A 22644-nucleotide genomic window follows, 5' to 3' on the forward strand; every position below is an offset into this window, starting at 1 on the left:
GGGCAGACCTGGAGTCTAACCCCGTTTTGCCTGTTTACAACGTTGTTCCAACGATGTAAAAAGTACCTCATGCGCCTGGGGTGAGCTGGCTCACTCCGGTTAGCGCGCCGTCGCCGTCCGGAGGAGTCGTCGTGTCCCCATCCCGCTCCGCTCTGTTCCTGTTGGTCACCGGTGCCACCGTTACGCTCGCGCTCGGCGCGTGCACCAGCCGCGAAGCGGGCCCTTCGACGTCCTCGACCAACAACGGCCCCGCCGCGTCGGCGGCGTCGAGCGCGCCCGGCGGCACCGGCTGCTCCCGCACGCAGACGGGCTATCCGCAGGTCGACCCGAAGACCGCGATCGTCGGCTTCTCCCAGTCGGAGAAGGAAGCCAACCCGTTCCGGATCGCCGAGACACAGTCCATCCGGGACGAGGCGGGCAAGCTCGGTATTCCGGCCGACAAGCTTCTGGTCACCAACGCGCAGAGCGACCTCAACAAGCAGATCAGCGACATCAAGTCCCTGCTCGACCGCGGCGCCCAGCTGCTCGTCGTCGCGCCGCTCAACTCGGACGGCCTGCAGCCCGCGTTCGACGCCGCGAAGGCCAAGAAGGTCCCGGTGGTCACGATCGACCGCAAGGTGAACTCGGCGCCGTGCACCGACTACCTGACCTTCATCGGCTCGAACTTCGTCGAGCAGGGCAAACGCGCCGCCGACGAACTGGTCCGCGTCACCGGCGGCAAGGGCAAGGTCGCGATCCTGCTCGGCTCCTCGGGCAACAACGTCACCACCGACCGCACGCAGGGCTTCAAGGACCAGCTCGCGAAGACGCCCGGTCTGTCCATTGTGGCCGAACAGACCGGCGAGTTCGACCGGTCCAAGGGCCAGACCGTGACCGAGCAGCTCATCCAGAGTCACCCCGACATCACCGCGGTGTACGCGGAGAACGACGAAATGGGCATCGGCGCGGTCAACGCACTGAAGACCGCGGGCAAGAACCCCGGCAAGGACGTCAAGATCGTGTCGGTGGACGGGACCCGCAACGCCGTCCAGCTGATCGCCGACGGCAGCTACAACGCCGTCATCGAGTCGAACCCGCGCTTCGGCCAGCTCGTCTTCAAGACGCTGCAGGACTTCGCGAGCGGCCAGCCGATCCCGTCGACCGTCGTGATCAGCGACGACCAGTACGACGAGACCAACGCCGCCCAGAAGGTCGGGAACGCGTACTGATGGCCGAGCCGGTCCTCGAAGTGCTCGAGGTTTCGAAGCGCTTCCCCGGGACGATCGCGCTGGACCACGTGAGTTTCGCGGTCCGGCCGGGCGAGGTGCACGCGCTGGTCGGCGAGAACGGCGCGGGGAAGTCGACGCTCATCAAGGTGCTCACCGGCGTGTACCAGCCCGACGGCGGACAGCTGCGGCACCTCGGCGAGGAGGTGACGTTCAGGCGGCCGATCGAGGCACAGCGGGCCGGGATCTCCACGATCTACCAGGAGGTCAACCTCGTCCCGCTGATGAGCATCGCCGGGAACGTCTTCCTCGGCCGGGAGCCACGTTCCAAAGCGGGCCTGGTCGATTGGCGCCGGATCCACGCCGAGGCGGCGGATCTGCTGGCGGGCTACGGAATCCACACCGACGTCCGAAGGCCGCTGGCGAGCCTCGGTGTCGGCGCGCAGCAGATGGTGGCGCTTGCGCGGGCGGTGTCCACCGACGCCCGCGTGGTCATCATGGACGAGCCGACGTCCTCTTTGGAGCCTCGCGAGGTGGAGACCCTTTTCGAAGTCCTTAATGGACTGCACGAACGCGGCATCGCCGTGGTGTACGTCAGCCACCGGATGGACGAGCTGTACCGGATCTGCGACCAGGTGACCGTCCTGCGCGACGGCAGGAAGGTCCACAGTGGACCACTCGCCGAACTCCCGCGCATCGAGCTGGTGTCGATGATGCTCGGCAGGGAGATCCGCGACATCCGCGAGCACGGCGTCACGAGCTTCGGCGAGGACCACCATGCTGAGGCGGAACCCCTGCTGCGCGCGGAAAACCTGACGAGTAAGCACACCATCGACGACGTCTCGGTCGCCATCCGGCCCGGCGAGGTCGTCGGCCTGGCGGGGCTGCTCGGCTCGGGACGCAGCGAGACAGCGCGGGCAATCGTAGGCGCGCTCCCGCTCGACGGCGGCACGGTGTGGCTGGGCGGGCGCAGAGTGCCACCCGGCAACGTCGCCGCCGCGGTCCGCGCGGGGATCAGCCTCCTCGCGGAGGACCGCAAGACCGACGGGATCATTCCGAATCTCTCCGTGCGCGAGAACATCGTGCTCGCGGCGCTCCCCCGGCTGTCGCCGTTCGGCCTTGTCAGCCGCGCGAAACAGGACCGCGTGGTGGACATCTTCATGAAACGCCTGCGTATCAAGGCGTCCAGCCCCGATCAGAAGGTCGCCGAACTCTCCGGCGGCAACCAGCAGAAGGTCCTGCTCGCACGCTGGCTGTGCACCCAGCCGAAGGTGCTGCTGCTCGACGAGCCCACCCGGGGCATCGACGTCGGTGCCAAGGCGGAGGTGCAGGCCCTGATCGACGAACTCGCCACCGAGGGCCTCGGTGTCCTGCTGATCTCGTCCGAAATGGACGAACTGATCGACGGCGCCGACCGCGTCGTCGTGCTGCGCGACGGGGCCGTCGCTGGCGAGCTGTCCGGTGACCGGGTCACCGAGGAAGCCGTGCTCGCCGCGATCGCCGCCGCCGGGGAGGACGCCCATGACTAGCGTGACCGTCGACCGCGCGCGGGTCACCACCTGGCTGCAGAACTACGGCGTCTACCTCGCCGTAGTGGTCCTGCTGCTGTTCAACCTCGCCTTCACCGAGAACTTCCTGTCGCTGGCCAACTTCCGCACGCAGCTCGTGCAGGCGGCGCCGGTGTGCATCGTGGCGCTCGGGATGGCGCTGGTGATCGGGACCGAGGGCATCGACCTGTCGGTCGGCTCGGTGATGTCGCTCTCGGCCGCGCTCGTCCCGCTCTACCTCGGGTACGGTCCGGCCGCCGCGGTCGGCGTCGCGCTCGTGGCCGGTCTCGCCGCCGGGCTGTTCAGCGGGTTCCTGGTGGCACAGCTGGGAATCCAGCCGATCATCGCGACGCTGGCCCTCCTCGTCGGCGGGCGCGGGCTGGCGCTGGTGATCGCGCACGGCCAGCTCGTCCAGTTGCACGACCCCGGTTTTCTGGCGCTGGGCACCGGCGACGTCGCGGGCATCCCGGTCATGGTGCTGGTCGCGGCGGTGCTCGCCGTGCTCGCGGGCCTCGTCGTGCGGCGGACCGCGTTCGGGCGCAGGCTCGTGGCGATCGGCGGCAACCGCACCGCCAGCACGCTCGCCGGGCTGCCGGTGAAGCGCGTGCTGATCGGGGTGTACGCGATCAGTGGCGTGCTGGCGGCCGTCGCCGGCCTGCTCGCGACGGCCCGGCTGGGCGCGAGTGACCCGGCGGACGTCGGGCTGCTCATGGAACTGTCCGCGATCACCGCCGTCGTGGTGGGCGGGACGCCGCTCACCGGCGGGAAGGTGCGGATCCTCGGCACGGTCATGGGCGCGCTGCTGATGCAGCTCGTGCGTGCCACGCTCATCAAACACGATCTGCCGGACTCCGCCGCGCAGATGGTGCAGGCCGCGATCATCGTCGTCGCGGTCTACGTCGCACGGGAACGGAGCCGCCGATGACCACCACGGCTTCTCCGCCTACCAACAGCGATCCCGGCGCACCGGCGACGACGCGGGGTGCGCTGCTGGCGGGTCTCGCCCAGCGGCAGGGTGCCGCGGTCGTCCTCGTGCTCGGCGTCATAGTCGCCTGGTTTTCCTTCCCCCGCTTCGGTTCCGTCGACAACCTCCGCGATCTCGCGCTGCAGAGCTCGTTTCTCGCGGTGATCGCGCTCGGGATGACGTTCGTGATCATCTCGGGCGGGATCGACCTGTCGGTCGGCTCGGTGTACGCGCTGGGCGGCGTCCTCGCGGCATACGGGTCGCAATGGGGTGTGCTCGGCGCGCTCGTGCTGCCGCTCGCGGTGTGCGGCCTGATCGGGCTGATCAACGGCGTCCTCATCGCCCGCACCGGGATGGCGCCGTTCATCGTGACGCTGGCCTCGCTGCTGTTCGCGCGCGGACTGCTGCTCGCGATCACCACGGAAGGCTCGACGACGTACCAGATCCGGCCGGATTCGGCGTTCCTCCACCTGGGACGCGGAACGATCCTCGGCATCGGCGTCCCGGTATACGTGACGCTGATCCTGTTCGCGCTCGGTGGTGTCCTTTTGCGACGGACGCGGTTCGGCCAGTCGGTGTTCGCGATCGGCGGCGCGGAGAACTCGGCGCTGCTCATGGGACTTCCGGTCGCCCGCACGAAGGTCTCGGTGTACACGCTGAGCGGACTGCTCGCCGGGTTCGCCGGCGCGATGACCGCGGCGTATCTCCAGTCCGGTGTCACGGTACTCGGCGTCGGCACCGAACTCGACGCCATCGCGGTGGTCGTCATCGGCGGCACCCTGCTCACCGGCGGCGCGGGCACGATCATCGGCACGCTCGTCGGGGTGCTGCTGCGCACGGTGATCCAGAACGTGATCAACCAGATCGGGACGCTCGACTCCAACTACCAGTCCGTGGTCAGCGGGGCCTTCCTGCTGGTCGTCGTGGTGATCCAGCGGCTGCTCGCCCGCGCCCGCCGGTGATCCTGTTCCGGGATAAGGAGTGTGTACGCCGATGTACCGACAGCTCCGCACTCGTTTGGCCATACTGGGGGCCATATTCACTGTGGTCCTCACCGGTCTAGGCACCGCACCGGCCGCCTCGGCGGCGTCACCACCACAGTGGCAACGGCTGACGCCGCCGTTGACCACCCCATGGACCAAGGACGTCTCCCCCTCGAACGCGCTGCCGGAGTACCCGCGCCCGCAGCTGACCCGCGACAAATGGCAGAACCTCAACGGCGTCTGGGAGTTCGCGAAGGCCGATCCCGGCCAGGCGCCGCCGGTCGGCAAGAGCCTGCCCGAACGCATCCTCGTCCCGTATCCGGTGGAGTCGGCGCTGTCGGGGATCATGCGCCACGAGACGCAGATGTGGTACCGGCGCACGTTCTCGGTGCCCAAGGACTGGCGGGTCGGCCACTCCGGCCAGCGGCTGCTGCTGCACTTCCAGGCGGTGGACTGGGAGGCGACGATCCTGGTCAACGGCAAGCGGGTCACCCGGCACACCGGCGGGTACGACTCGTTCTCCGTCGACGTCACCGACGCGCTGACCCCGGAGCGCGACCAGGAACTCGTGGTCGGCGTCGTCGATCCGAACGACCAGGGCGGCCAGCCGATCGGCAAGCAACGCAAACCGGGTGACGGGATCTTCTACACGCCGTCGTCCGGGATCTGGCAGACGGTGTGGATGGAACCGGTGGCCTCCGCGCGCATCGACCGGCTTGATATGACCCCGGATCTGCCGAACAGCTCGCTGACGCTCACCGCGCGCGTCGGCGGCCCGGTACGGCAGTGGGTCGAGGCGGTCGCCTACGACGGCGGCAAGTTCGTCGGCCGGGTGGTCGGCGAGGCGAACAAGCCGCTGAAACTCCCGGTGCCGGACGCACATCTGTGGTCCCCGGACGATCCGCACCTGTACGACCTCAAAGTACGGCTGCTGGGACAGAACGGCGACGAGGTCGGCTCGTACTTCGGTATGCGCTCGATCGGACTCGGCAAGACGTCCGACGGAAAGACGCGGATGCTGCTCAACGGCAAGGCCGTGACGCAGCTCGGCCCGCTCGACCAGGGGTTCTGGCCCGACGGCATCTACACCGCGCCGACCGACGCGGCGCTGAAGTTCGATCTGCAGACGGAAAAAGCGCTCGGCTTCAACATGGTGCGCAAGCACATCAAGGTCGAGCCCGACCGCTGGTACTACCACGCGGACAAGCTCGGGCTGCTGGTGTGGCAGGACATGCCCGCGATGAAGGACGACATCGAGCCGTCGCCGGCGTCGCGCGTCAACTTCGAGTCCGAAATGCACCGGATGATCGACCAGCACCGCGGTTTCCCGTCGATCGTCATGTGGGTGCCGTTCAACGAGGGCTGGGGCGACTACGAGGTCGGCCGGATCGCCGACCTGGTCAAGACCTGGGATCCGTCCCGGCTCGTCAACGCCGAATCCGGCGTCAACTGCTGCCGGTCCGAACCGGACAGTGGCAAGGGCGATGTCTACGACGACCACACCTACACCGGGCCCGGCGCACCGATGCCCGATCCGAGACGGGCCACTGTGGACGGTGAGTACGGCGGGCTCGGGCTGAAGGTGGCGGGCCACGAGTTCGACCCGCAGGGCAGCTTCGCCTACGAGATGGAGCCGGACAGCGCGACGCTGACCCGGCGCTACGGCGAACTCCAGCAACGCCTGATACTGGCCAAACAACGCTGTGGCGTCTCGGCCGGGGTGTACACCCAGACGACCGACGTCGAGAAGGAGGTCAACGGCTTCTACACCTACGACCGGCAGGTGGCCAAAATGGACTTCTCGGCGGCACGGACGGCGAACCTGGCCGTGATCAACGCGCCGATCGGCGGCGACGTCCCGCCGCTCCCGCCGGGCAAACCCGGACTGGACGGCATCGCCGCCTACCCGTTCGACGAGAACACCGGGACCGTCGCGAAGGACGTCGTCGGCAAGCACGACGCGACGCTGCGAGGTGGCGCCGGCTGGACCGCCGGGCATTCCGGCTCCGCGCTGGCGGTCACCGGCAACGGGCAGTCCGCCGATCCCGGAACGTCCCTTGTGGACACCGCGGGGAACTACAGCGTTTCGGCGTGGGTCAGGTTCAACGCGGCGAGCGACGGCACGGTGGGCGGCGCCTTCCAGACCGTGGTGAGCCAGGACAGCGGTGACCACAGCGCCTTCTACCTGCAGTACTCCGGGCAGGATCGGAAGCTGTCCTTCAGCACGCTCGGCACGCGGGCACTGGCGCCGACCACACCGGAACCGGGTCGCTGGTATCACATGGTCGGCGTCCGCGACGCGGCCACCGGACAGCTGAAGTTGTATGTGGACGGTCAGCCGGTGGCGGCCAAGAGCGTCTGTCTCGGCGAATCGTCGAGCGGTACCGCTGCGATCGGGCGCGGCCGGTACGGCGGGAACCCGGTCGACTTCGTCAACGGCGCGATCGACCAGGTGCGGTTCTACGACCGGGCGCTGTCCGACGCGGACGTCGCGGCGCTGTACAAGAGCGGGAACTGACCTTGACCTGAAGTGAACTCCAGGCGCTAGCCTCGGACCCGTACCTGATCACCAGGGGGAACGGAGCCAAGATGACCGCCGAAGAGACCACACAGGACCGGTTCGACCGGGGCATGCGCAAGCTGAAGGAGGTCAACGGCGAGGGCGCCGGAGCCGTGCTCGACGCCCTCGCCGATGTCTCCCCCGAGCTCGCCCACCAGCTCGTCGCCTGGGGTTTCGGCGACATCTACTCGCGGACCGAGCTGTCCCCGCGCGACCGCCAGCTCGTCACGCTCGGTATGTTGACCGCGCTCGGCGGCTGCGAACCACAGCTCGAGGTCCACGTCGGCACCTCGCTCAACGTCGGGCTCACCCCGGCGGAAATCGTCGAGACACTGCTGCACGCGACTGCCTACTGTGGATTCCCGAAAGCGCTCAACGCGACCTTCGTGGCGAAGAAGGTCTTCGTGGAACGTGGCCTGCTGCCGATCAATCCTTGATGAAGAACAGCATGGGATTGTCGGTCCCGGTGTGCACCGGCTGGGTCAGCCCCAGTTCGGTGCGCACCTGAGTGAGCCGCCGGTAGACCTCGCGAGCGCGGGCCGGGGCGGCGGTGAAGTACCGGATGCCGCGGCCGTCCAGCCAGCGCAGCACCTCCACGCCCTCGGTGAACGGGAGCGGTCGGCGGCGGTGGAACACGTCGTGCACGCTCACCGGGATGCCGGCGGGTACGGCGGGCAGCAGGTTAGCCAGGTACCAGCGGGCGAACGACGCGGTGTGCGCGGCGTCGATGAACAGGTAGTCCGTCTTCGCCGCCCAGTCGTCGTCCCGCTCGCGGACGTCGCCGTGGTGGAAGTCCCAGCGGTCCTTGGCCAGCTCGGGCGGGACCGCGCGGACGGCGTTGTCGATCAGGTCGTAGCTGGCGAGGCGCCCGGATCCGTTGTCCCGCAAGGCTTGCAGGATCCACGTGGTGGACCAGCCGTGGAACGTGCCGACCTCGGTGACCAGCTCGGGCCGGAAGTGCCGGATCAGCAGGTAGGTCAGCTCGGCCTCGATGTCGTCCAGTTTGGCCTTCATCGCGGGGCCGCCGATGATCGTCCGCTGTGCCACGCGGACGTTCTTCAGGTCCGCCGCGTGGGCGCGGTACAGCTCGGTGACGAAGTCGACGTCGAGGGATTCCAGTACGGGACGCATGGTCCCCAAGCTAGGGATCCCTACTTCAGCGGTCGTCACTCCGCGGACGGCTCTTCGCACTCACTCGCGGGAGTGATGCGTCGTTCCCGGGACTGACGAGCCCGCTCTCGTAGGCCACCGCGACGGCCTGTGCCCTGTCCCGCAGCCCCAGCTTGCCCAGCAGCCTGCTGACGTGCGTCTTCACCGTGTGCTCGGTGACCGTCAGCGCCGCCGCTATCTCCACATTGGACAGTCCACGGGCGACGAGCACGAGCACCTCGGACTCCCGCGCGGTCAGCTCGGTGAGCTGTTTACCCTCGGCCGCCACGGGACGCGCCGCGAACTCGGCGATCAGCCTGCGGGTCACCGACGGCGCGAGCAGCGCGTCCCCCGCGGCGACCACACGGACGCCGTCGACCACCTGGCCCGCGGTGCTGTCCTTGAGCAGGAAGCCGCTCGCCCCGGCGCGAAGCGCCTCGTAGACGTAGGCGTCGAGGTCGAACGTGGTCAGGATCAGCACCCGCGTGTCCGGGGTTTCGCGCAGCAGCCGCCTTGTCGCGGTCACGCCGTCCTGGCGCGGCATCCGGATGTCCATCAGCACCACGTCGGGCCGCAGTTCGACGGCGAGCCGTTCGGCGAGGATGCCGTCCTCGGCCTGTCCGACGACCTCGAAGTCCGGCTGCGCGGCCAGCAGCGCGGCGAATCCCTCGCGCACCACCGTGTGGTCGTCGGCCACCACGATCCGCAGTGTCATCGCCGCTCACCCCCGTGCACCGGCAGCTCGGCCCGCACCTGCCAGCCTTCGCCGGTGCCGCCCGCGGTGCAGCGGCCCCCGACCGCGGCGGCGCGTTCCCGCATCCCGAGCACCCCGTGCCCCTTCCCCGTTCCGGTGCCGTGTGCCACCGGGTTGTACACCCGCAAGCGAACCATGTCCGGTTCGGCGCTCACCTCGACCTCGACCGGTGTGCCCGGCGCGTGCCGGACCGCGTTGCTCAAGGCCTCCTGCAGGATCCGGTACGCGGCCAGCCCGGTCGTCTCCGGGGGTATCGTGTCCCCGTCACGGCGATGACGGACCTCGACACCCCGATCGCGCGCGTCCGCCACGAGCTGATCCAGCTCCGCCCAGCCCGGCTGCGGGGCGAGCGCGGGTTCCTCGTCGTCACCCCGCAGCGCACCCAGCAGCATCCGCATCTCGGCCAGCGCCGCCCGCGCGTCGGCGGCGATCCCGGCGAGCACCGCGCGGTTGTCGTCGGGCAGCTCGGCGAGCCGGTACGGCGAGGTCTCGGCGGTCACCGCGATCATCGACATCCGGTGCGCGACGACGTCGTGCATCTCCCGCGCGATCCGCGCGCGTTCCTCCAGTACCGCGAGCCGCGCGGCCTCGACCTCGGCCATCCGCTCCCGGTCGGCGAGTTCACGCTGCCCGCGGGCCCGCGAGTGGATGAGCACCGCGGTCACCAGCGGCACCGACCACACCACGTAGGCGAGGAATGGCGAGGACTCGTTCATCGCCGACGGGACGGCGGTCAGGATCAGGCCGACGGCGACGACGACCGAGCTGGCCCACGCCAGCCACGCCGTGCGCGGTCGCACCCGCGCCGCCACCACCACGACCGTGAGCAGCAGCAGGACCTGTTGCGGCAGCGGCCACGGCATGCCGTCGGCAGGCCCCCACGGGCGTGCCAGCACAGCCAGCACCCAGCCGGCGAGGGTGAGCGCCCACGCGGTGAGCGGTGCGCGGACGATGACGAACAGCGGCGCGGTGAACACCGCCGTGTAGAGGATCTGGAGCGGAACGGGCACGGCCCCGCGCACGGCGAGGCTGCGCCAGGTCGTCACCACGACGACGGCGGCGACCAGCCAGACCAGGAGTTCCAGCGCGGTCGCCGAGCGCAGCCACGCCCGCGGTGCCTTCACGACTCCGACGCTACCCCGGCGTCCTCGGCCGCCCGGCGCGTCCGCACGCGCCGATAGCTCCAGCCCAGCAGGACGAACAGGATGATTCCCGACAGGATCAGGCTCGCCCCGGCACTCCAGCCGTGCAGCGGCAGCCACGACAGGAGTCCCCACGCGACACCCGCGCCGATGAGCGCCAGCCCGGCCAGCACCGAACCGGCGATCCGCAGTGGACTGGACACGCTGTCCTCGGCCGCCTTCATCGCCCGGGTGCGCACCGGTTCGATGTAGCGCTTCAGCGCGGGGAACTCGGTGGCCAGCGTGAGCAGGCCGGCCAGCACGAGCAACAGCCCCGGCCCCGGCAGCACCAGAAGGACGACGCCGACCACGACCAGCACGGTGCCGACGATCGCCACCAGTATCCGCTTCATTCGCCTCACCTGCCCATCGCCGGTCACGATAACAGTTATCCGTCCGGCTATCTTGCCGGTTCACCCAGGGCGCGGAAAATCGTCAGTATCGATAACCGAGGAATCGCAGGGGAAAGGCAGGAAGAAATGTCGGAAATCAGCAGGCGCGGGGCACTGGGCGCGGGGGCGGCCGCGGCGGCCGCCGCCGGGCTGGCCGCGACGGGCGGCATCGCCGCGGCGAGCACCCCGGCGGGCGGGGCGGCGAGCGGCGCGGTGCCACCGGCGAACGGCGGCGCGTCGCCGTTCCTGTTCTCGCTGAGCAAGACCGCGCCGATGACCTTCGACGGCGGCACGCTGCGCGGCGCCAACAAGGACACCTTCCCGGTGCTCACCGAGGACCAGAAGGGATCCGTCTACCTCGTCCACCTCGACGTCGGCGGAATTCGCGAGCCGCATTGGCACCCGTCCGCGTGGGAGCTGAACTACATCCTTTCCGGCACGGCGAAATGGACGATGCTGGGCACCCACGGGGACGGGAGTTATCACAACTCCGCTTTCACGGCCAAGCAGGGCGACCTCGTTTTCGCGCCGCAGGGTTTCTTTCACTATTTCGAGAACGCCAGCAAGACGCAGGGGCTCGACGTGCTGGTCATCTTCAACACCAGCGTCGGCGAGCCCAGCGACGACATCGGCATCGTCGGCACGCTGAACTCGCTCCCGCGGGACGTGCTCGCGGCCACGTTCGGCGTCCCCGAATCGGCATTCAAGGCAATTCCGACAAAAATCGAGCCGGTGGTGATCACCAAGCGAAAGTAGCAGTGGCTCCACGCACACTTCGTGTCCAGACGGACACTGATGGTGGTAAGCCGGAATGGTGATCGATCCGGTGCTGTTGAGGACGTTCCTCGCCGTCGCGGATTCCGGCGGGTTCAGCGAGGCGGCGCGCAGGCTGGGGCTGGGCCAGTCCACGGTCAGCCAGCACGTGCGGCGGCTGGAATCGCTGCTGGGCCGCGAGCTGTTCGTCCGCGACACGCACCGGGTCGCGCTCACCGGCGACGGCGAGGCCATGACCGGTTTCGCCCGCGACATCCTGGACCAGCAGGATCGGGCGATCCGGTACTTCGCCCGGCCGGAGCCCCGTGGCCGGATCCGGCTCGGGGTCTGCGAGGACCTCGTGCTGTCACGGCTGCCCGAGCTGCTCCGCCGGTTCCGTGGCGACCACCCGCTGGTCGACCTCGAACTGACCGTGGAGCTCAGCGGCGTGCTGCACGACCGCCTCACCGAGGGAAAACTGGATCTGACCTTCGCCAAACGCGGTCCCGACGATTCCGCCGACCTGCCGGTGTGGTCGGACTCGCTGTCCTGGGCCGGGGCTCCCGGGCTCTGTCTCGACCCGGGCGAACCCGTGCCCCTCGTGGTCTACCCGGAGCCGAGCATCACCCGGGCGCGTGCGCTGGACACCTTGCGGCGCAATGGTTTCCGCTGGCGTATCGCGTGCACCTGCACTCATCTCAACGGCCTGCGCGCCGCCGTGCTCGCCGGACTCGGCGTCGGTCTCTTCGCCACGTCGATGGTGCCGCACGGCATGGCCGTTCCGGCCGCTCCGCTCCCGGACCCCGGCAGTGTGGTGTTCGGGCTGAGCAGCCGCCGCCCGCTCACGCACGGCCCGATCGCCGCGCTGTCCGACCTGATCCGCGCGCATCCGTGGACCCCGCAACCGGTACTCGCCCACTGAGCACGGGCAGTGTCCACTGTGGATCCTCTGGTGGCTCGGCCGGTTCATCCGGGCAGTGTCCGGTCGCGGGTCGGGCAATGCCGGTGCCGGAGCCTGGTTTTGCTCATGGTCGTGCTGGAAGCTGGCCACGGCCGGGCCCCGACGCCCGCCGGAACTGGAGGAGATCGTTGATGAAGAAGCTGATCGTCGCCGGGCTGCTGGGGTTCGGTGCGCTCGTGGCCACCGCGGCTCCCGCCTCGGCTTCCGTCTGGTCAGGGCTCCATTACTCCAGCGAATACGCGTGCAACGTCGCCGCGCTCGGAGCCCAGGCGAGCGGCCACACCGGCGTGTTTTGCACGCGAGACCCGCAGGGCTACTACCTGCTGTGGTGGGACTAGCAGAACGACGGATCCGGCGCGGCTCCTCGAAGCCGCACCGGTTCCGCCCTGCCTGCCTAGCCGAGTTCGATGACGCGGTCGGGCACCGTGTCGAGGCTCAGCACCCGATGTCCGTGATGCACACCCGGCGGCAGGTCCATGGCGGCCCGCGCCGTCGCCGCCGCGATGACGCCGGTGCCCCGCGCTTGGGAGCGTCCGGCCGCCCAGCGCGTCCGGCCGTCCGCCGCCCTCGCCAGCGCCAGCCAGCGGTCACTGCCCGGGAAGTGCGCGCCCCGCAAGGCTTTCAGCCGTCCCAGTGGCGGAATCCAGGTCAGCGCCGCCAGGCCGGAGGTCGCCAGCCGGGAGTCGAGACCGAAGTAGGTCCGCACCGGGACGCCGAATTCCGCGGTGAGCGTGTGCTGATCGGAGAAGTCCGCGCGGTAGAGCCGCCGCCTGCCGAAGCCGGGCAGTGTGAACGCCTTCGGCCGGGTGAAGTTGCGGACGCTGCCACCGCCGGGGTCGGCGAACCGGCGGCCGAGCAGATCGTAGGTCCACGCGGTGGCGGCCACGCCGTGCCGCTCGCCCGCGCCCAGCAGCACGGCGAGATCGATCGGGCCTGGCACGGCCTGATGGGCCGCGGCGGCGAGCAACCCGGTCAGTCCCGGTGCGATCCCCACACCCACGACGACCGGCGAGGCCGGGACGAGCCGCTCCAGTTCGGCCACGTACGCCGTCGACGCCGTTATGTCCACAAAGGACATCCCGGCGTCGGTGGCGAGGATGGCCAGCCGGACGTCCTCCGCGCCGCTCGCGTTCACCACGACGTCGACTTCGGGGATCGCGGTCAGCGCGGCGCGGTAGGAGATGTCGTCGGTGAGGTCGACGGCGATGTCGGCGCGGACGGGATCGCGCCCCGCCACGAACGTCTCCCGCCCCAGCTCGGCGACGATGTGCGCGCCTACCGCGCCGTAGCCGCCGAGCACCAGGGTCCGCACCCCGCCAGACTACTGCCCGTCCGTCCCGGCGAGTAGCTGTTCGAAGGGCACGGACGCGAACGGCTCCGTGGCCTGACCTGCGGTGGGCGAGCGTCCGGCCACCATCGCCGCGAGTTCGCCGCCCGCGCGTTCGACCCGCTTCTGCAACGCGCCGAGCGCGTCTCCGCCGCCCCAATCCGACGACGCCGCGTACACCCCGGTCGGCGCCGGAGTCGCGCGCAGGTAGCCGAACAACGGCCGCAGCTGGAGATCGAGCACCAGCGAATGCCGTTCGGTACCACCTGTCGCACCGAGCAGCACTGGCTTGCCTTCGAGCACACCCTGGTCGAGGACGTCGAAGAAGGATTTGAACAGACCGCTATACGACGCGGTGAACACCGGTGTGACCACGATCAGCCCGTCGGCCCGCTCCACCGTGTCGATCGCGGCCCGTAGTTTCGGGCTGGGAAAGCCGGTGAGCAGGTTGTTCGTGACGTCGACGGCGAAATCGCGGAGTTCGATCACCTCGACGGCGGCCTCGCCCAGCGTGGTCACCGTCGCGGCGGCGAGCCGGTCCGCGAGCAGCCTGCTCGACGAGGGCTGGCTGAGCCCGGCGGTGACCACAGCGAGTGTGCGTGTCATGACTTGACCTCTTTCCGAGTTACGCCAGTGCCTTTTCGGCTTCGCGCGCGGCCTTGAGCGAGGCGTGCGTCGGCGCCTCGGGGACGTGCTCCGGGCGCCGGGCATCGAACTCCTTGCGCAGCACCGGAAGCACGTGCTCGCCGAGCAGGTCGAGCTGTTCCAGCACGGTGTCGAGCGGGAGGCCGGCGTGGTCCATCAGGAACAGCTGGCGCTGGTAGTCGCCGAAGTGCTCGCGGAAGCTCAGCGTCTTGTCGATCACCTGCTGCGGGCTGCCGACGGTCAGCGGCGTCTGCTCGGTGAACTCCTCCAGCGACGGCCCGTGCCCGTACACCGGCGCGTTGTCGAAGTACGGCCGGAACTCGCGCACCGCGTCCTGGGAGTTGGGCCGCATGAACAGCTGCCCGCCGAGCCCGACGATCGCCTGGTCGGCCTTGCCGTGCCCGTAGTGCTCGTACCGCTCGCGGTAGAGCTCGATCAGGCGCTGGAAGTGCTCCTTCGGCCAGAAGATGTGGTTGGCGAAGAAGCCGTCGCCGTAGTAGGCGGCCTGCTCGGCGATCTCCGGGCTGCGGATCGACCCGTGCCAGACGAACGGCGGCACGTCGTCGAGCGGCCGCGGCGTCGAGGTGAAGCCCTGCAGCGGCGTGCGGAACTTGCCGGACCAGTCGACGACGTCCTCGCGCCACAACCGGTGCAGCAGGTGGTAGTTCTCGATGGCCAGCGGGATGCCCTGCCGGATGTCCTGGCCGAACCAGGGGTAGACCGGCCCGGTGTTGCCGCGGCCCATCATCAGGTCGACGCGGCCGTCGGCCAGGTGCTGGAGCATCGCGAAGTCCTCGGCGATCTTCACCGGGTCGTTCGTGGTGATCAGCGTGGTCGAGGTGGAGAGGACGATCTTCTCGGTCCGTGCCGCGATGTAGCCGAGCATCGTCGTCGGCGAGGACGGCACGAACGGCGGATTGTGGTGCTCACCGGTGGCGAAGACGTCGAGGCCGATCTCCTCGGCCTTGAGCGCGATGCGGACCATCGCCTTGATCCGCTCGTGCTCCGAGGGTGTGGTGCCGGTGGCCGGGTCGGTCGTGACGTCGCCCACCGTGAAGATCCCGAACTGCATGACCCGCTCCTTCCATCTACTTGAGCGCTCAACTGTAATCGCGCAAGAGATATTCCGGAGCGTGGGGCCGGTCACCGGGACCGGCCCCGGCCGCGATCAGGCGGTGCAGTTCTTCTGGGCGTCGGTGCGGACCTTCGCGCCGGTGAACTCCTGCAGGATCGCGAGGTTCTCCGGGGCGTAGTTGGTCGCGGTGATCTTGTCGGCGTCGGGGCTGCCCAGCTTGCCGGTGTAGGGCGCCGACTTCTCCAGCCAGTAGGCCGACCGCAGGAACTGGGTCAGGACCAGCTCGCGCAGCTTCGGCTCGTTCTTGATCTGGGTCCAGTACGCGGGGTGCTTGTCCTTGGCCACTCGCAGGTAGAGCAGCAGGTACCGCAGGTTGGTGGCGACGATGTCGCGGGCGTTGCTGGCCCCGACACCCTTGATGTACTCCTGCAGCACGGTCACCGCGGGCAGTCCGGTCAGCCCGGCGTTCAGTTCCGCCGTCACGCCCTGGAGGTGATAGCTGCCCTGGGTGCTGTCACGCAGGTAGATGCCGTCCATGGAGTCGCTGAGCCGATCCTTGATCAGCGGCAGGATCTCCTTGCGGGGGAAGCCGTCGTGCAGCGGGATCTTCAGGTCCTGCCGGGAGGCGTTGATCCAGGCCGCGGTGTACTGGTTCCACGTGGTCCGCGCCCCGTCGAGGTCCCACATGTGGGTTTCCTCGTGGATGGCCACCATCATCGACTCGGCGAACGACTCGAAGCTGTTCTTCTGGACGAACTGGTCCCAGTACTTGTCCTTGGCCTGCGCGACCGCCAGTGCCTGCCCGCTGGGCCAGCGCCGCTGGTACACGGCCTGGAGGGTCGGCATCCAGTTCGAGGCGGAGAACCTCGCCCTGAGATCACTCACGTCCGCGGTGGGATTCGACGGTTCCTCGTAGCAGTACGGCGCGGCGGGTTCCGGGACAGGTGTTGCTGCGGCGGCGGTTCCCGCCATCGGCGCCAGCGCGAGGAGCACTGTCGCCAGGGACAGGACACGGATGCGGCTCACGGGGACCTCGGTTTCCGAGCGGACGTGCGCTGGGGGACCGGGGCCGCCGCTCTCGTCGTCGTCACGGTGGAGCGTATTGACCGCCGTTACCGCCGCACTAATCCCATTTCGCCATAACATCCCGTGATCCCCGGTCCCGTCTTGCGCGGAACTACCGGTCGGGTGACTTGGCCGGTTCGGGAACGCGGAGGACGGTCACCGCGTTGATCGGCGGCGGCGGGCCGTCGGGCACGCGAGGGCCCGAAGACCGGGTGACCAGACGACGTACCCGGGTGCACAGGAACGAGACGAGCGCCTCCAACGGTCCCTTGCCCGCCGTGGCCCGCCAGGCGAGGCCGATCAGGAGCACCGCGCACACCTGGAGGAAGTACCCGACCACAGCGTCGTAGGTGTCGTAGTCGGAGTTGATGAACATGACGTGCACGGTGTACAGCGTCAGCGTCATGCTTCCCGCCGCGGCCAGCGGCGCCAGCACGATCCGCACGACGCGCCGGACGTGCCGTTGCGTGACGTGTCCCAGCAGCAGCAACGCGCCGAGCAGCGCGACCGCCGTGCCCGTCGTGCCGACCAGATCCGGCGGGGTACTGGTGTGCGGGGAGTCCACCGCGAGCCACCACCACGATTCCGGCGGCACCGTGCCGTCCGCGCCGAAGCGCAGCACGTCCGCCGTTTCCGCCGTCGTCAGGAAGCTTTCCTTCTGCGCCAGCCAGATGTGCAGCAGTCCGCCCCAGCGGTTGAGCAGCAGCGAGGACACCACCGCCGCGCTCACCGCCATCACCACACCGGACGTCAGCAGCGCGGCCGCGACCTTCACGCTCGACAGCTTCAGCCTGCCGATCACGATCCCCGCGGCCAGATACGGCAACCACGACAGCGCCGGGTATTCGCCGGTGAGCGTCAGCTCGGACAGCAGCGAGAGCGGATGCTCGAAGAGGTAGCTCCAGGTCGGATTGAGCAGCGTCGGCTTCGGCAGATGCGGCAGCCAGTAGTGCATCAGCACCGGAACGCCGCCCGCGAGCGCGGCGCCGACGACCCCGACCAGCCACGTCGGCAGGAACACCAGCGGAATCGCGAGCAGGAACATCACGCCGTAGTAGGGCAGGATCACCGCGGCGATCGACGCGTCGGTGTAGCCGAGCACGAGCCCGACGACCGCGATCGCCAGCGCGCGGGTCACGAGCGCCGCGATCTGGCCGCGCGCGTCGGCGGCGCCCACCCGGCGGCGTCCGGTCAGGAACGCGATCGTCACGCCGGCCAGGACAGCGAACGCCGCCGCGGCCCGGCCGCCGAAGATCGTGAACGACAGTGTCGGCGCGCCGGACTCGGTCGATTCGTACAGCGAGTGCACGGCCATCATGCCGACGAGCGCGATCCCGCGGGTCGCGTCGATCGCGACCAGCCGTTTCCGTTCGCTCACCGCGCCATCACCGCGTCGACGAGCGCCTGCCCGAGTTTCGTGCCCGAACGCCACGGCACCGAGAGCCCGGCGTCGGTGAACCAGTCGCGGGTCGCCTCCGGATGCGGGCCGACGACGCCGACCTTGCCCGAGCCGAACGGCGTCACGACCGCCGCGATCTCGCCGTTGGAGTATCGGGCGACCACGTTGGCCTTCGCGCCGTCCTTGAGCCAGAAGTACGGCCCGTCCTGGAAGAACAGCTTGCGACGGCGGAACATCCCCCAGCGCACCTTCACCAGCGTGTTGCCGTCGTGCTCGACAGTCGCGCCGTCGGATTCGATGTACTGGTCGGTGTCGCCCGGCAGCAGGCCGAAACCCGGTGTCGCACCGGCGAGATAGCCGCCGAGGCAGAATCCGAGATACGCGCCGCCTTCGGAGACGAAGTCGCGAATCACCTCGCGCCGGTTCTTCAGATGCGGATAGGAGTCCTCCAGCGTCCCGCCGCCCGGCTGGGCGTAGAGCGCCGCCTCCTCCAGCGATTTACGCTTCAGCGGGACGTCCCCGCCGGGCCCGGCGTACTGGACCCGGAAGCCGTGCCTGCTCGACCGCAACAACTCCGCGACCGCCTCCGGGCAGCCCTCCGTCGTCGCCGGGCCGCGATACACCAGCGCCAATGGCTTGCTCACGAAGCACCTGCCTCGGCCATCGTGACGACGCCTTGGGCGGGGATCCCGCGCCATCGTGTCCCGTCCGGCAGTTGCTCGCCCTTCATCAGCAGCGACAACGACCCCAGTGAGGTTTCCTTGCCCACGACGGCGTCGTAGAGCACGATCGCGCGGGTCCCGATGGTCGCGCCGGCTTCCACGGTCACGTACGACATCTTCATCACCCGGTCCTCGAACAAGTGTGTTTGCAGGGAACTCTCCGTGCCGACGGTCGCGTCGTCGCGGACGCGGACCAGGTCGAACTCGGTGAGATAAGTGGTCCCGATCCAGGTCCGGCGGCCGATGTCCGCGCCGAACCAGCGCAGGATCGGCGGCAGGAACGGTGTCCCGACGAGCATGCCGACCCCGGCGGGCACCGCGGCCGCCTCGTACAACCCGGTGGTGAATTCCGCGTAGCGCACGAACTTGCTCCACAACGGCTCCACCCGCGGCCGGTACACACCGACCAGATTCCGTTTCGTCGCCGCGCAGTACCCGATGGTCGCCAGGCCGACGGCGATCGCGACCAGCGGCGACACCAGCGCGGGAATGTAGAGGTAGTTGCCCTGCGCCAGATCCGACAGGATCGTCAGGTAGAGATAGAAGCTCAGGCCGAGCACGGTCGCTGGCAGCGTCGCGCGGAAGAACTCGATCATCAGCCGGTGTGCCACCACCTTGCGCGGCGGCGAGAACGTCTGGTCCTCGGCGAAGTTCCCGCTGTCCTGCCGCTGGGGCAGGTGGATGGCGGGCGAGCCCAGCCACGACGTGTCGTCCGGGACCCCGTCGTACGGCGGCACCGTGCTGACCCCGACCAGCGAGCCGTCACCCATGCTCGACCCGGCCGGGACGAACGCCGCGTTGCCGACGAACGCGCGGCTGCCGATCTCGGTCGGCAGCAACGCGATCCGGCCGTTGGCGAACGTCGCGCAGCCGACGCTGGCCATGTCCGCGACGAAGCTCTCCTTGCCCAGCGTCAGCAGATCCGGGTCGATGTGGCCCGCGGTCGACACCTCGGCGCGATCCCCGACCCGCGCCCCGAGCAGCCGCAGCCAGGGCACCGTGTAGAGCGTGGCGTACAGCGAGTTCGTGAACGTCAGGCTCATCTCCAGCAGCTTGTCGGAGATCCACTTCCGCACGCCGAGCATCGAGCGCACCGGGAAAACCCCGACCGGCGCCGTCCGCAGCACCATCCGCTTGCCCAGCGCCACGACCACACACACGGTCAGCACGAACACCGGCCCGGCGAAGATCGTCGCGAGCACCCCTGCCAGCACGCCCCAGCCCAGCAGCGCCCACCACACCAGCGCGACACCCGGCACGATCATCGCGATCGCCAGGAACTCCAGCCAGATCAGCCCGAGCACCGCGGCACCGAGGTGCCGCGGCCTCCAGCCGCCCATGTCGCCGCGCGCGTCGAGCATCACCTCGGCCGCGGGCTCCAGCGACGTCGTCGGCTGCGCGGGAGACCCGGACCAGCGGTCACCCGCCGGGACGATCTCCTCCTGCCCCAGCACCGACTGCTCCCCGACCGCGGCCCATTCGCCGACGGTGGTGCCGGGTTCCAGCACGGCGTTCGCCCCGACGAAGGCACCGTCGGCAATGGTGATCGGGGCGACCGTCACCCAGCCGTCCTCGACCCGCCACGGCCGCAGCACCGCGCCGTAGCCGAGGGAGACGTCGTGTCCGATGTGGACCATCGAGGGCAGGCTCACCGAACTGGTCGCGATGGTGCTGTGCCTGCCCACCCGCGCACCGAGAACCCGCAGGTAGAGCGCCATCATCGGGGATCCGGACAACACCGGGAGCGGGCCGATCGCCAGCAACATGTCCAGCGTCCACAGCCGCAGGTACGTGGGCCCCCACAACCGGTACCGGCCCGGTTTGATACCGAGGGAAAGCGGGCGCGCCACCAGCGGCGGCACGATCCAGCGCACGCCGAGATAGCTGACCAGGATGGCGACCAGCAGCTGCACCAGCACGCGGACCGAGACCTGGCCGTCGTTCTGGGTGTACACATAGGACACTGGCAGGCAGATGACCAGCAGGAGCAGGTAGATCGCGACGAGCTGGGCCCCGCCCGCCGCGGCGATCCGCCGTCCGCTGTGCCGGATCGGCGCCGGGCGCGGCGCCGCCGTGCCGACCTGCTCGGCCGCCCCCAGCTGCGCGGACAACGCGCGCACGGTCGGGTTGGCGTACAGATCCCGCACCGCCACCGAAGCACCGATCTCCATCGAGCGCAGCTTCGAGACGACCTGGGCGGCCAGCAGCGAATGCCCGCCGAGATCGGCGAAGAAGTCCGCCTCGACCGAAAGCTGCTCCGGTTCCAGCCCGAACACCCCGGCCCACGCCGCCCGGACGCGGGTTTCCAGCTCGCCCTCGGCCTCGACCACCGGGCCGGTGCTCGCGGTGAGCCGCTTGCACTGGGGAAACGGCAGTTTCGGCCGGTCGACCTTGCCACTGGGCATCATCGGCAGCCCGGGCAGTTCGTCGAGGTAGGCGGGCACCATGTAGGCGGGCAACCGTTTCCGCATGTCCTCGTGCAGGCGGTGGACGAGTTCCTCGCGGCTCTCCCCGGCACCTTCCTCACCACGGACGATGTAGCCGACGAGTTCCTTGGCGGCGTCGGCCGGTTCCGGCGGGGCGATCAACGCGACCACCGCCTCGGCCACCGCGGGGTCGGCGAGCAGCACACTCTCGATCTCGCCGAGATCGACGCGGTAGCCCCGGATCTTGACCTCGGCGTCCGCGCGGCCCAGGTATTCGATTTCCCCGTCTTCGGTATAGCGGCCGAGGTCGCCCGTGCGGTACAGCCTGCCGCCGTCGCGCGCGAGCGGATGCGGGAAGAACTTGTCGGCGGTCAGCTCGGGACGTCCCACGTACCCGCGGGCGACGCCGGGTCCGCCGAGGCAGATTTCGCCGACCTCGCCGAAGGGGACCGGGTTCCGGTCTTCGCCGAGGATCAGCGCCGAGTAGGTGGGCAGTGGTTTCCCGATCGTCACCGGCCTGCCCGGCAGCAGCTCGCCCCAGGTCGCGGTCACGGTGGCCTCGGTCGGGCCATAGGTGTTGAGGATCCGCCGGTAGGGCTTGGCCCAGCGCTCGACGAGCTGCTGCGGACAGGCCTCGCCGCCGACGAGCAGCTTGCGGATGCCCGGCAGCTCACGCGGCAGGGTCGCCAGCAGCGTCGGAACGCAGTAGAGCGTGGTGATCCGCTTGTCCTCGAGGAAGTCCGCGAGTTCGGCGCCGAGCCTGCGCGAGTCCGTCGGACCCGCCACCAGCGTGGCGCCGACCGCCCAGGTCGGCCAGATCTCCTCGATCGAGAAGTCGAACGAGATCGTCATGCCCTGGTACACCCGGTCTTCCGGCCGCACGTCATACACCGCCGGGACGACGTCGAGGAAGTTGCAGATGCTCGACTGCCCGACCTCCACCCCCTTCGGCCTGCCGCTGGAGCCGGAGGTGTAGATCACATAGGCGGCCGGATCCTCACCCGGATCGGGCTCCGGGCGGATGTCCGGCGCGGCGGCCAGCTCGTCGGCGGCGAGGTCGAGCACGAGCAGCTCGACGCCTGCCGCCGTGGCGTCGCCGGCGTTCTCCGCCAGCTCGGACGAGGTGATCAGCAGATCCACCGCGGAGTCACCGGCGATGTAGGCCACCCGGTCCGGCGGCGAGGCCGGGTCGATCGGCACGAACGCCGCACCCGCCTTACCCACCGCCAGCAACGCCGCGTAGGTGTCGAACCCCCTCCGCAGCAGAATCGCCACCCGGCACCCGCCCGCGACACCCCTCCCGCGCAGCACGTGAGCGAGCCGGTTCGCGCGGGCGTCCAGCCCGGCGTAACTCAGCGCATCCTCCTCGTGCTCCACAGCGATCGCCCCCGGTACCCGGTCCGCAGTGGCCTCGAACACGTGATGCAGACGTCGTTCCCGAGCCGGGGTGGCGGCACCGCGCGCCCCGGCGATGGTCTCCAGTGTCGTCACGCCACGCCCACAGGAAACTCATAGAAATAAAGCACGAAAATCCCC

Annotated in this window: 20 protein-coding genes; 9 read left to right on the plus strand and 11 right to left on the minus strand. The window is 69.5% G+C overall.

Translation table 11 applies throughout. From position 1 onward, the window contains the following. Positions 1-131 precede the first annotated feature (131 nt). The 6 genes from ACFWY9_RS04350 (at position 132) to ACFWY9_RS04375 (ending at position 7696) form a co-directional block, all read left to right on the plus strand. A complete protein-coding gene (locus tag ACFWY9_RS04350) occupies positions 132-1208 on the plus strand; it encodes an ABC transporter substrate-binding protein (RefSeq protein ID WP_378338127.1) in 1077 nt (358 codons plus the stop codon). Then, positions 1208-2734, plus strand: coding sequence for a sugar ABC transporter ATP-binding protein (locus ACFWY9_RS04355; protein WP_378331003.1), 1527 nt, complete (start codon positions 1208-1210; stop codon positions 2732-2734). The genes ACFWY9_RS04350 and ACFWY9_RS04355 overlap by 1 nt, the downstream gene beginning before the upstream one ends. Continuing rightward, positions 2727-3677: an ABC transporter permease gene (locus ACFWY9_RS04360; protein ID WP_378338128.1), complete on the plus strand. Its 951-nt coding sequence runs from the start codon at positions 2727-2729 to the stop codon at positions 3675-3677. Before ACFWY9_RS04355 ends, ACFWY9_RS04360 begins: the two co-directional genes overlap by 8 nt. Continuing rightward, the gene (locus tag ACFWY9_RS04365) at positions 3674-4678 is read left to right on the plus strand and encodes an ABC transporter permease (protein ID WP_378338129.1); all 1005 of its coding nucleotides are present in this window, start codon (positions 3674-3676) and stop codon (positions 4676-4678) included. Before ACFWY9_RS04360 ends, ACFWY9_RS04365 begins: the two co-directional genes overlap by 4 nt. A gap of 31 nt (positions 4679-4709) precedes the next feature. Continuing rightward, positions 4710-7217: a LamG-like jellyroll fold domain-containing protein gene (locus ACFWY9_RS04370; RefSeq protein WP_378338130.1), complete on the plus strand. Its 2508-nt coding sequence runs from the start codon at positions 4710-4712 to the stop codon at positions 7215-7217. 71 nt (positions 7218-7288) lie between these two features. Continuing rightward, entirely contained in the window at positions 7289-7696 is a 408-nt protein-coding gene (locus ACFWY9_RS04375; protein ID WP_378338131.1) for a carboxymuconolactone decarboxylase family protein, read from the plus strand. Here the strand turns inward: ACFWY9_RS04375 and ACFWY9_RS04380 are convergent. The 4 genes from ACFWY9_RS04380 to ACFWY9_RS04395 are packed head-to-tail and all read right to left on the minus strand — an operon-like array spanning position 7686 to position 10696. Then, on the minus strand, positions 7686-8390 hold the full coding sequence (locus ACFWY9_RS04380) for a class I SAM-dependent methyltransferase (RefSeq protein WP_378338132.1): 705 nt from the start codon (positions 8388-8390) through the stop codon (positions 7686-7688). The genes ACFWY9_RS04375 and ACFWY9_RS04380 overlap by 11 nt on opposite strands. Positions 8391-8415: 25 nt before the next feature. Then, on the minus strand, positions 8416-9123 hold the full coding sequence (locus tag ACFWY9_RS04385) for a response regulator (protein ID WP_378338133.1): 708 nt from the start codon (positions 9121-9123) through the stop codon (positions 8416-8418). Next, complete coding sequence (locus ACFWY9_RS04390; protein ID WP_378338134.1) at positions 9120-10286, minus strand: sensor histidine kinase; 1167 nt, start codon at positions 10284-10286, stop codon at positions 9120-9122. Before ACFWY9_RS04390 ends, ACFWY9_RS04385 begins: the two co-directional genes overlap by 4 nt. Then, positions 10283-10696: a PGPGW domain-containing protein gene (locus ACFWY9_RS04395; protein WP_378338135.1), complete on the minus strand. Its 414-nt coding sequence runs from the start codon at positions 10694-10696 to the stop codon at positions 10283-10285. Before ACFWY9_RS04395 ends, ACFWY9_RS04390 begins: the two co-directional genes overlap by 4 nt. A gap of 126 nt (positions 10697-10822) precedes the next feature. On the opposite strand from ACFWY9_RS04395, the gene ACFWY9_RS04400 reads away from it, so the two are divergent. From ACFWY9_RS04400 to ACFWY9_RS04410, 3 genes are all read left to right on the plus strand, one after another. Beyond that, complete coding sequence (locus tag ACFWY9_RS04400) at positions 10823-11491, plus strand: cupin domain-containing protein (protein ID WP_378338136.1); 669 nt, start codon at positions 10823-10825, stop codon at positions 11489-11491. Between the two features lie 55 nt (positions 11492-11546). Then, a complete protein-coding gene (locus ACFWY9_RS04405) occupies positions 11547-12410 on the plus strand; it encodes a LysR substrate-binding domain-containing protein (RefSeq protein ID WP_378338137.1) in 864 nt (287 codons plus the stop codon). Positions 12411-12580: 170 nt separating this feature from the next. Beyond that, positions 12581-12787, plus strand: coding sequence for a hypothetical protein (locus tag ACFWY9_RS04410; protein ID WP_378338138.1), 207 nt, complete (start codon positions 12581-12583; stop codon positions 12785-12787). Positions 12788-12843: 56 nt separating this feature from the next. On the opposite strand, the gene ACFWY9_RS04415 is transcribed toward ACFWY9_RS04410, so the two are convergent. The 7 genes from ACFWY9_RS04415 to ACFWY9_RS04445 form a co-directional block, all read right to left on the minus strand. Then, positions 12844-13761, minus strand: coding sequence for a hypothetical protein (locus ACFWY9_RS04415; RefSeq protein WP_378331166.1), 918 nt, complete (start codon positions 13759-13761; stop codon positions 12844-12846). A 9-nt stretch (positions 13762-13770) separates the two neighbouring features. After that, entirely contained in the window at positions 13771-14382 is a 612-nt protein-coding gene (locus tag ACFWY9_RS04420) for an FMN reductase (RefSeq protein WP_378338139.1), read from the minus strand. Between the two features lie 19 nt (positions 14383-14401). Next, positions 14402-15493 (minus strand): LLM class flavin-dependent oxidoreductase, encoded by a 1092-nt coding sequence (locus ACFWY9_RS04425; RefSeq protein ID WP_378331164.1) that lies wholly within the window; start codon positions 15491-15493, stop codon positions 14402-14404. Between the two features lie 96 nt (positions 15494-15589). After that, positions 15590-16522, minus strand: a complete 933-nt coding sequence (locus ACFWY9_RS04430; RefSeq protein WP_378331163.1) for a hypothetical protein — start codon at positions 16520-16522, stop codon at positions 15590-15592. Positions 16523-16673: 151 nt separating this feature from the next. After that, a complete protein-coding gene (locus ACFWY9_RS04435; RefSeq protein ID WP_378331162.1) occupies positions 16674-17939 on the minus strand; it encodes a heparan-alpha-glucosaminide N-acetyltransferase domain-containing protein in 1266 nt (421 codons plus the stop codon). Continuing rightward, positions 17936-18604 (minus strand): BPL-N domain-containing protein, encoded by a 669-nt coding sequence (locus tag ACFWY9_RS04440; RefSeq protein WP_378331161.1) that lies wholly within the window; start codon positions 18602-18604, stop codon positions 17936-17938. The genes ACFWY9_RS04435 and ACFWY9_RS04440 overlap by 4 nt, the downstream gene beginning before the upstream one ends. Then, entirely contained in the window at positions 18601-22599 is a 3999-nt protein-coding gene (locus tag ACFWY9_RS04445) for a Pls/PosA family non-ribosomal peptide synthetase (RefSeq protein WP_378331160.1), read from the minus strand. The genes ACFWY9_RS04440 and ACFWY9_RS04445 overlap by 4 nt, the downstream gene beginning before the upstream one ends. Between the last annotated feature and the right edge of the window lie 45 nt (positions 22600-22644).

Origin of the sequence: Amycolatopsis sp. NPDC059027 (genome assembly GCF_042739735.1) — a bacterium.
Taxonomy (GTDB): Bacteria; Actinomycetota; Actinomycetes; order Mycobacteriales; family Pseudonocardiaceae; genus Amycolatopsis.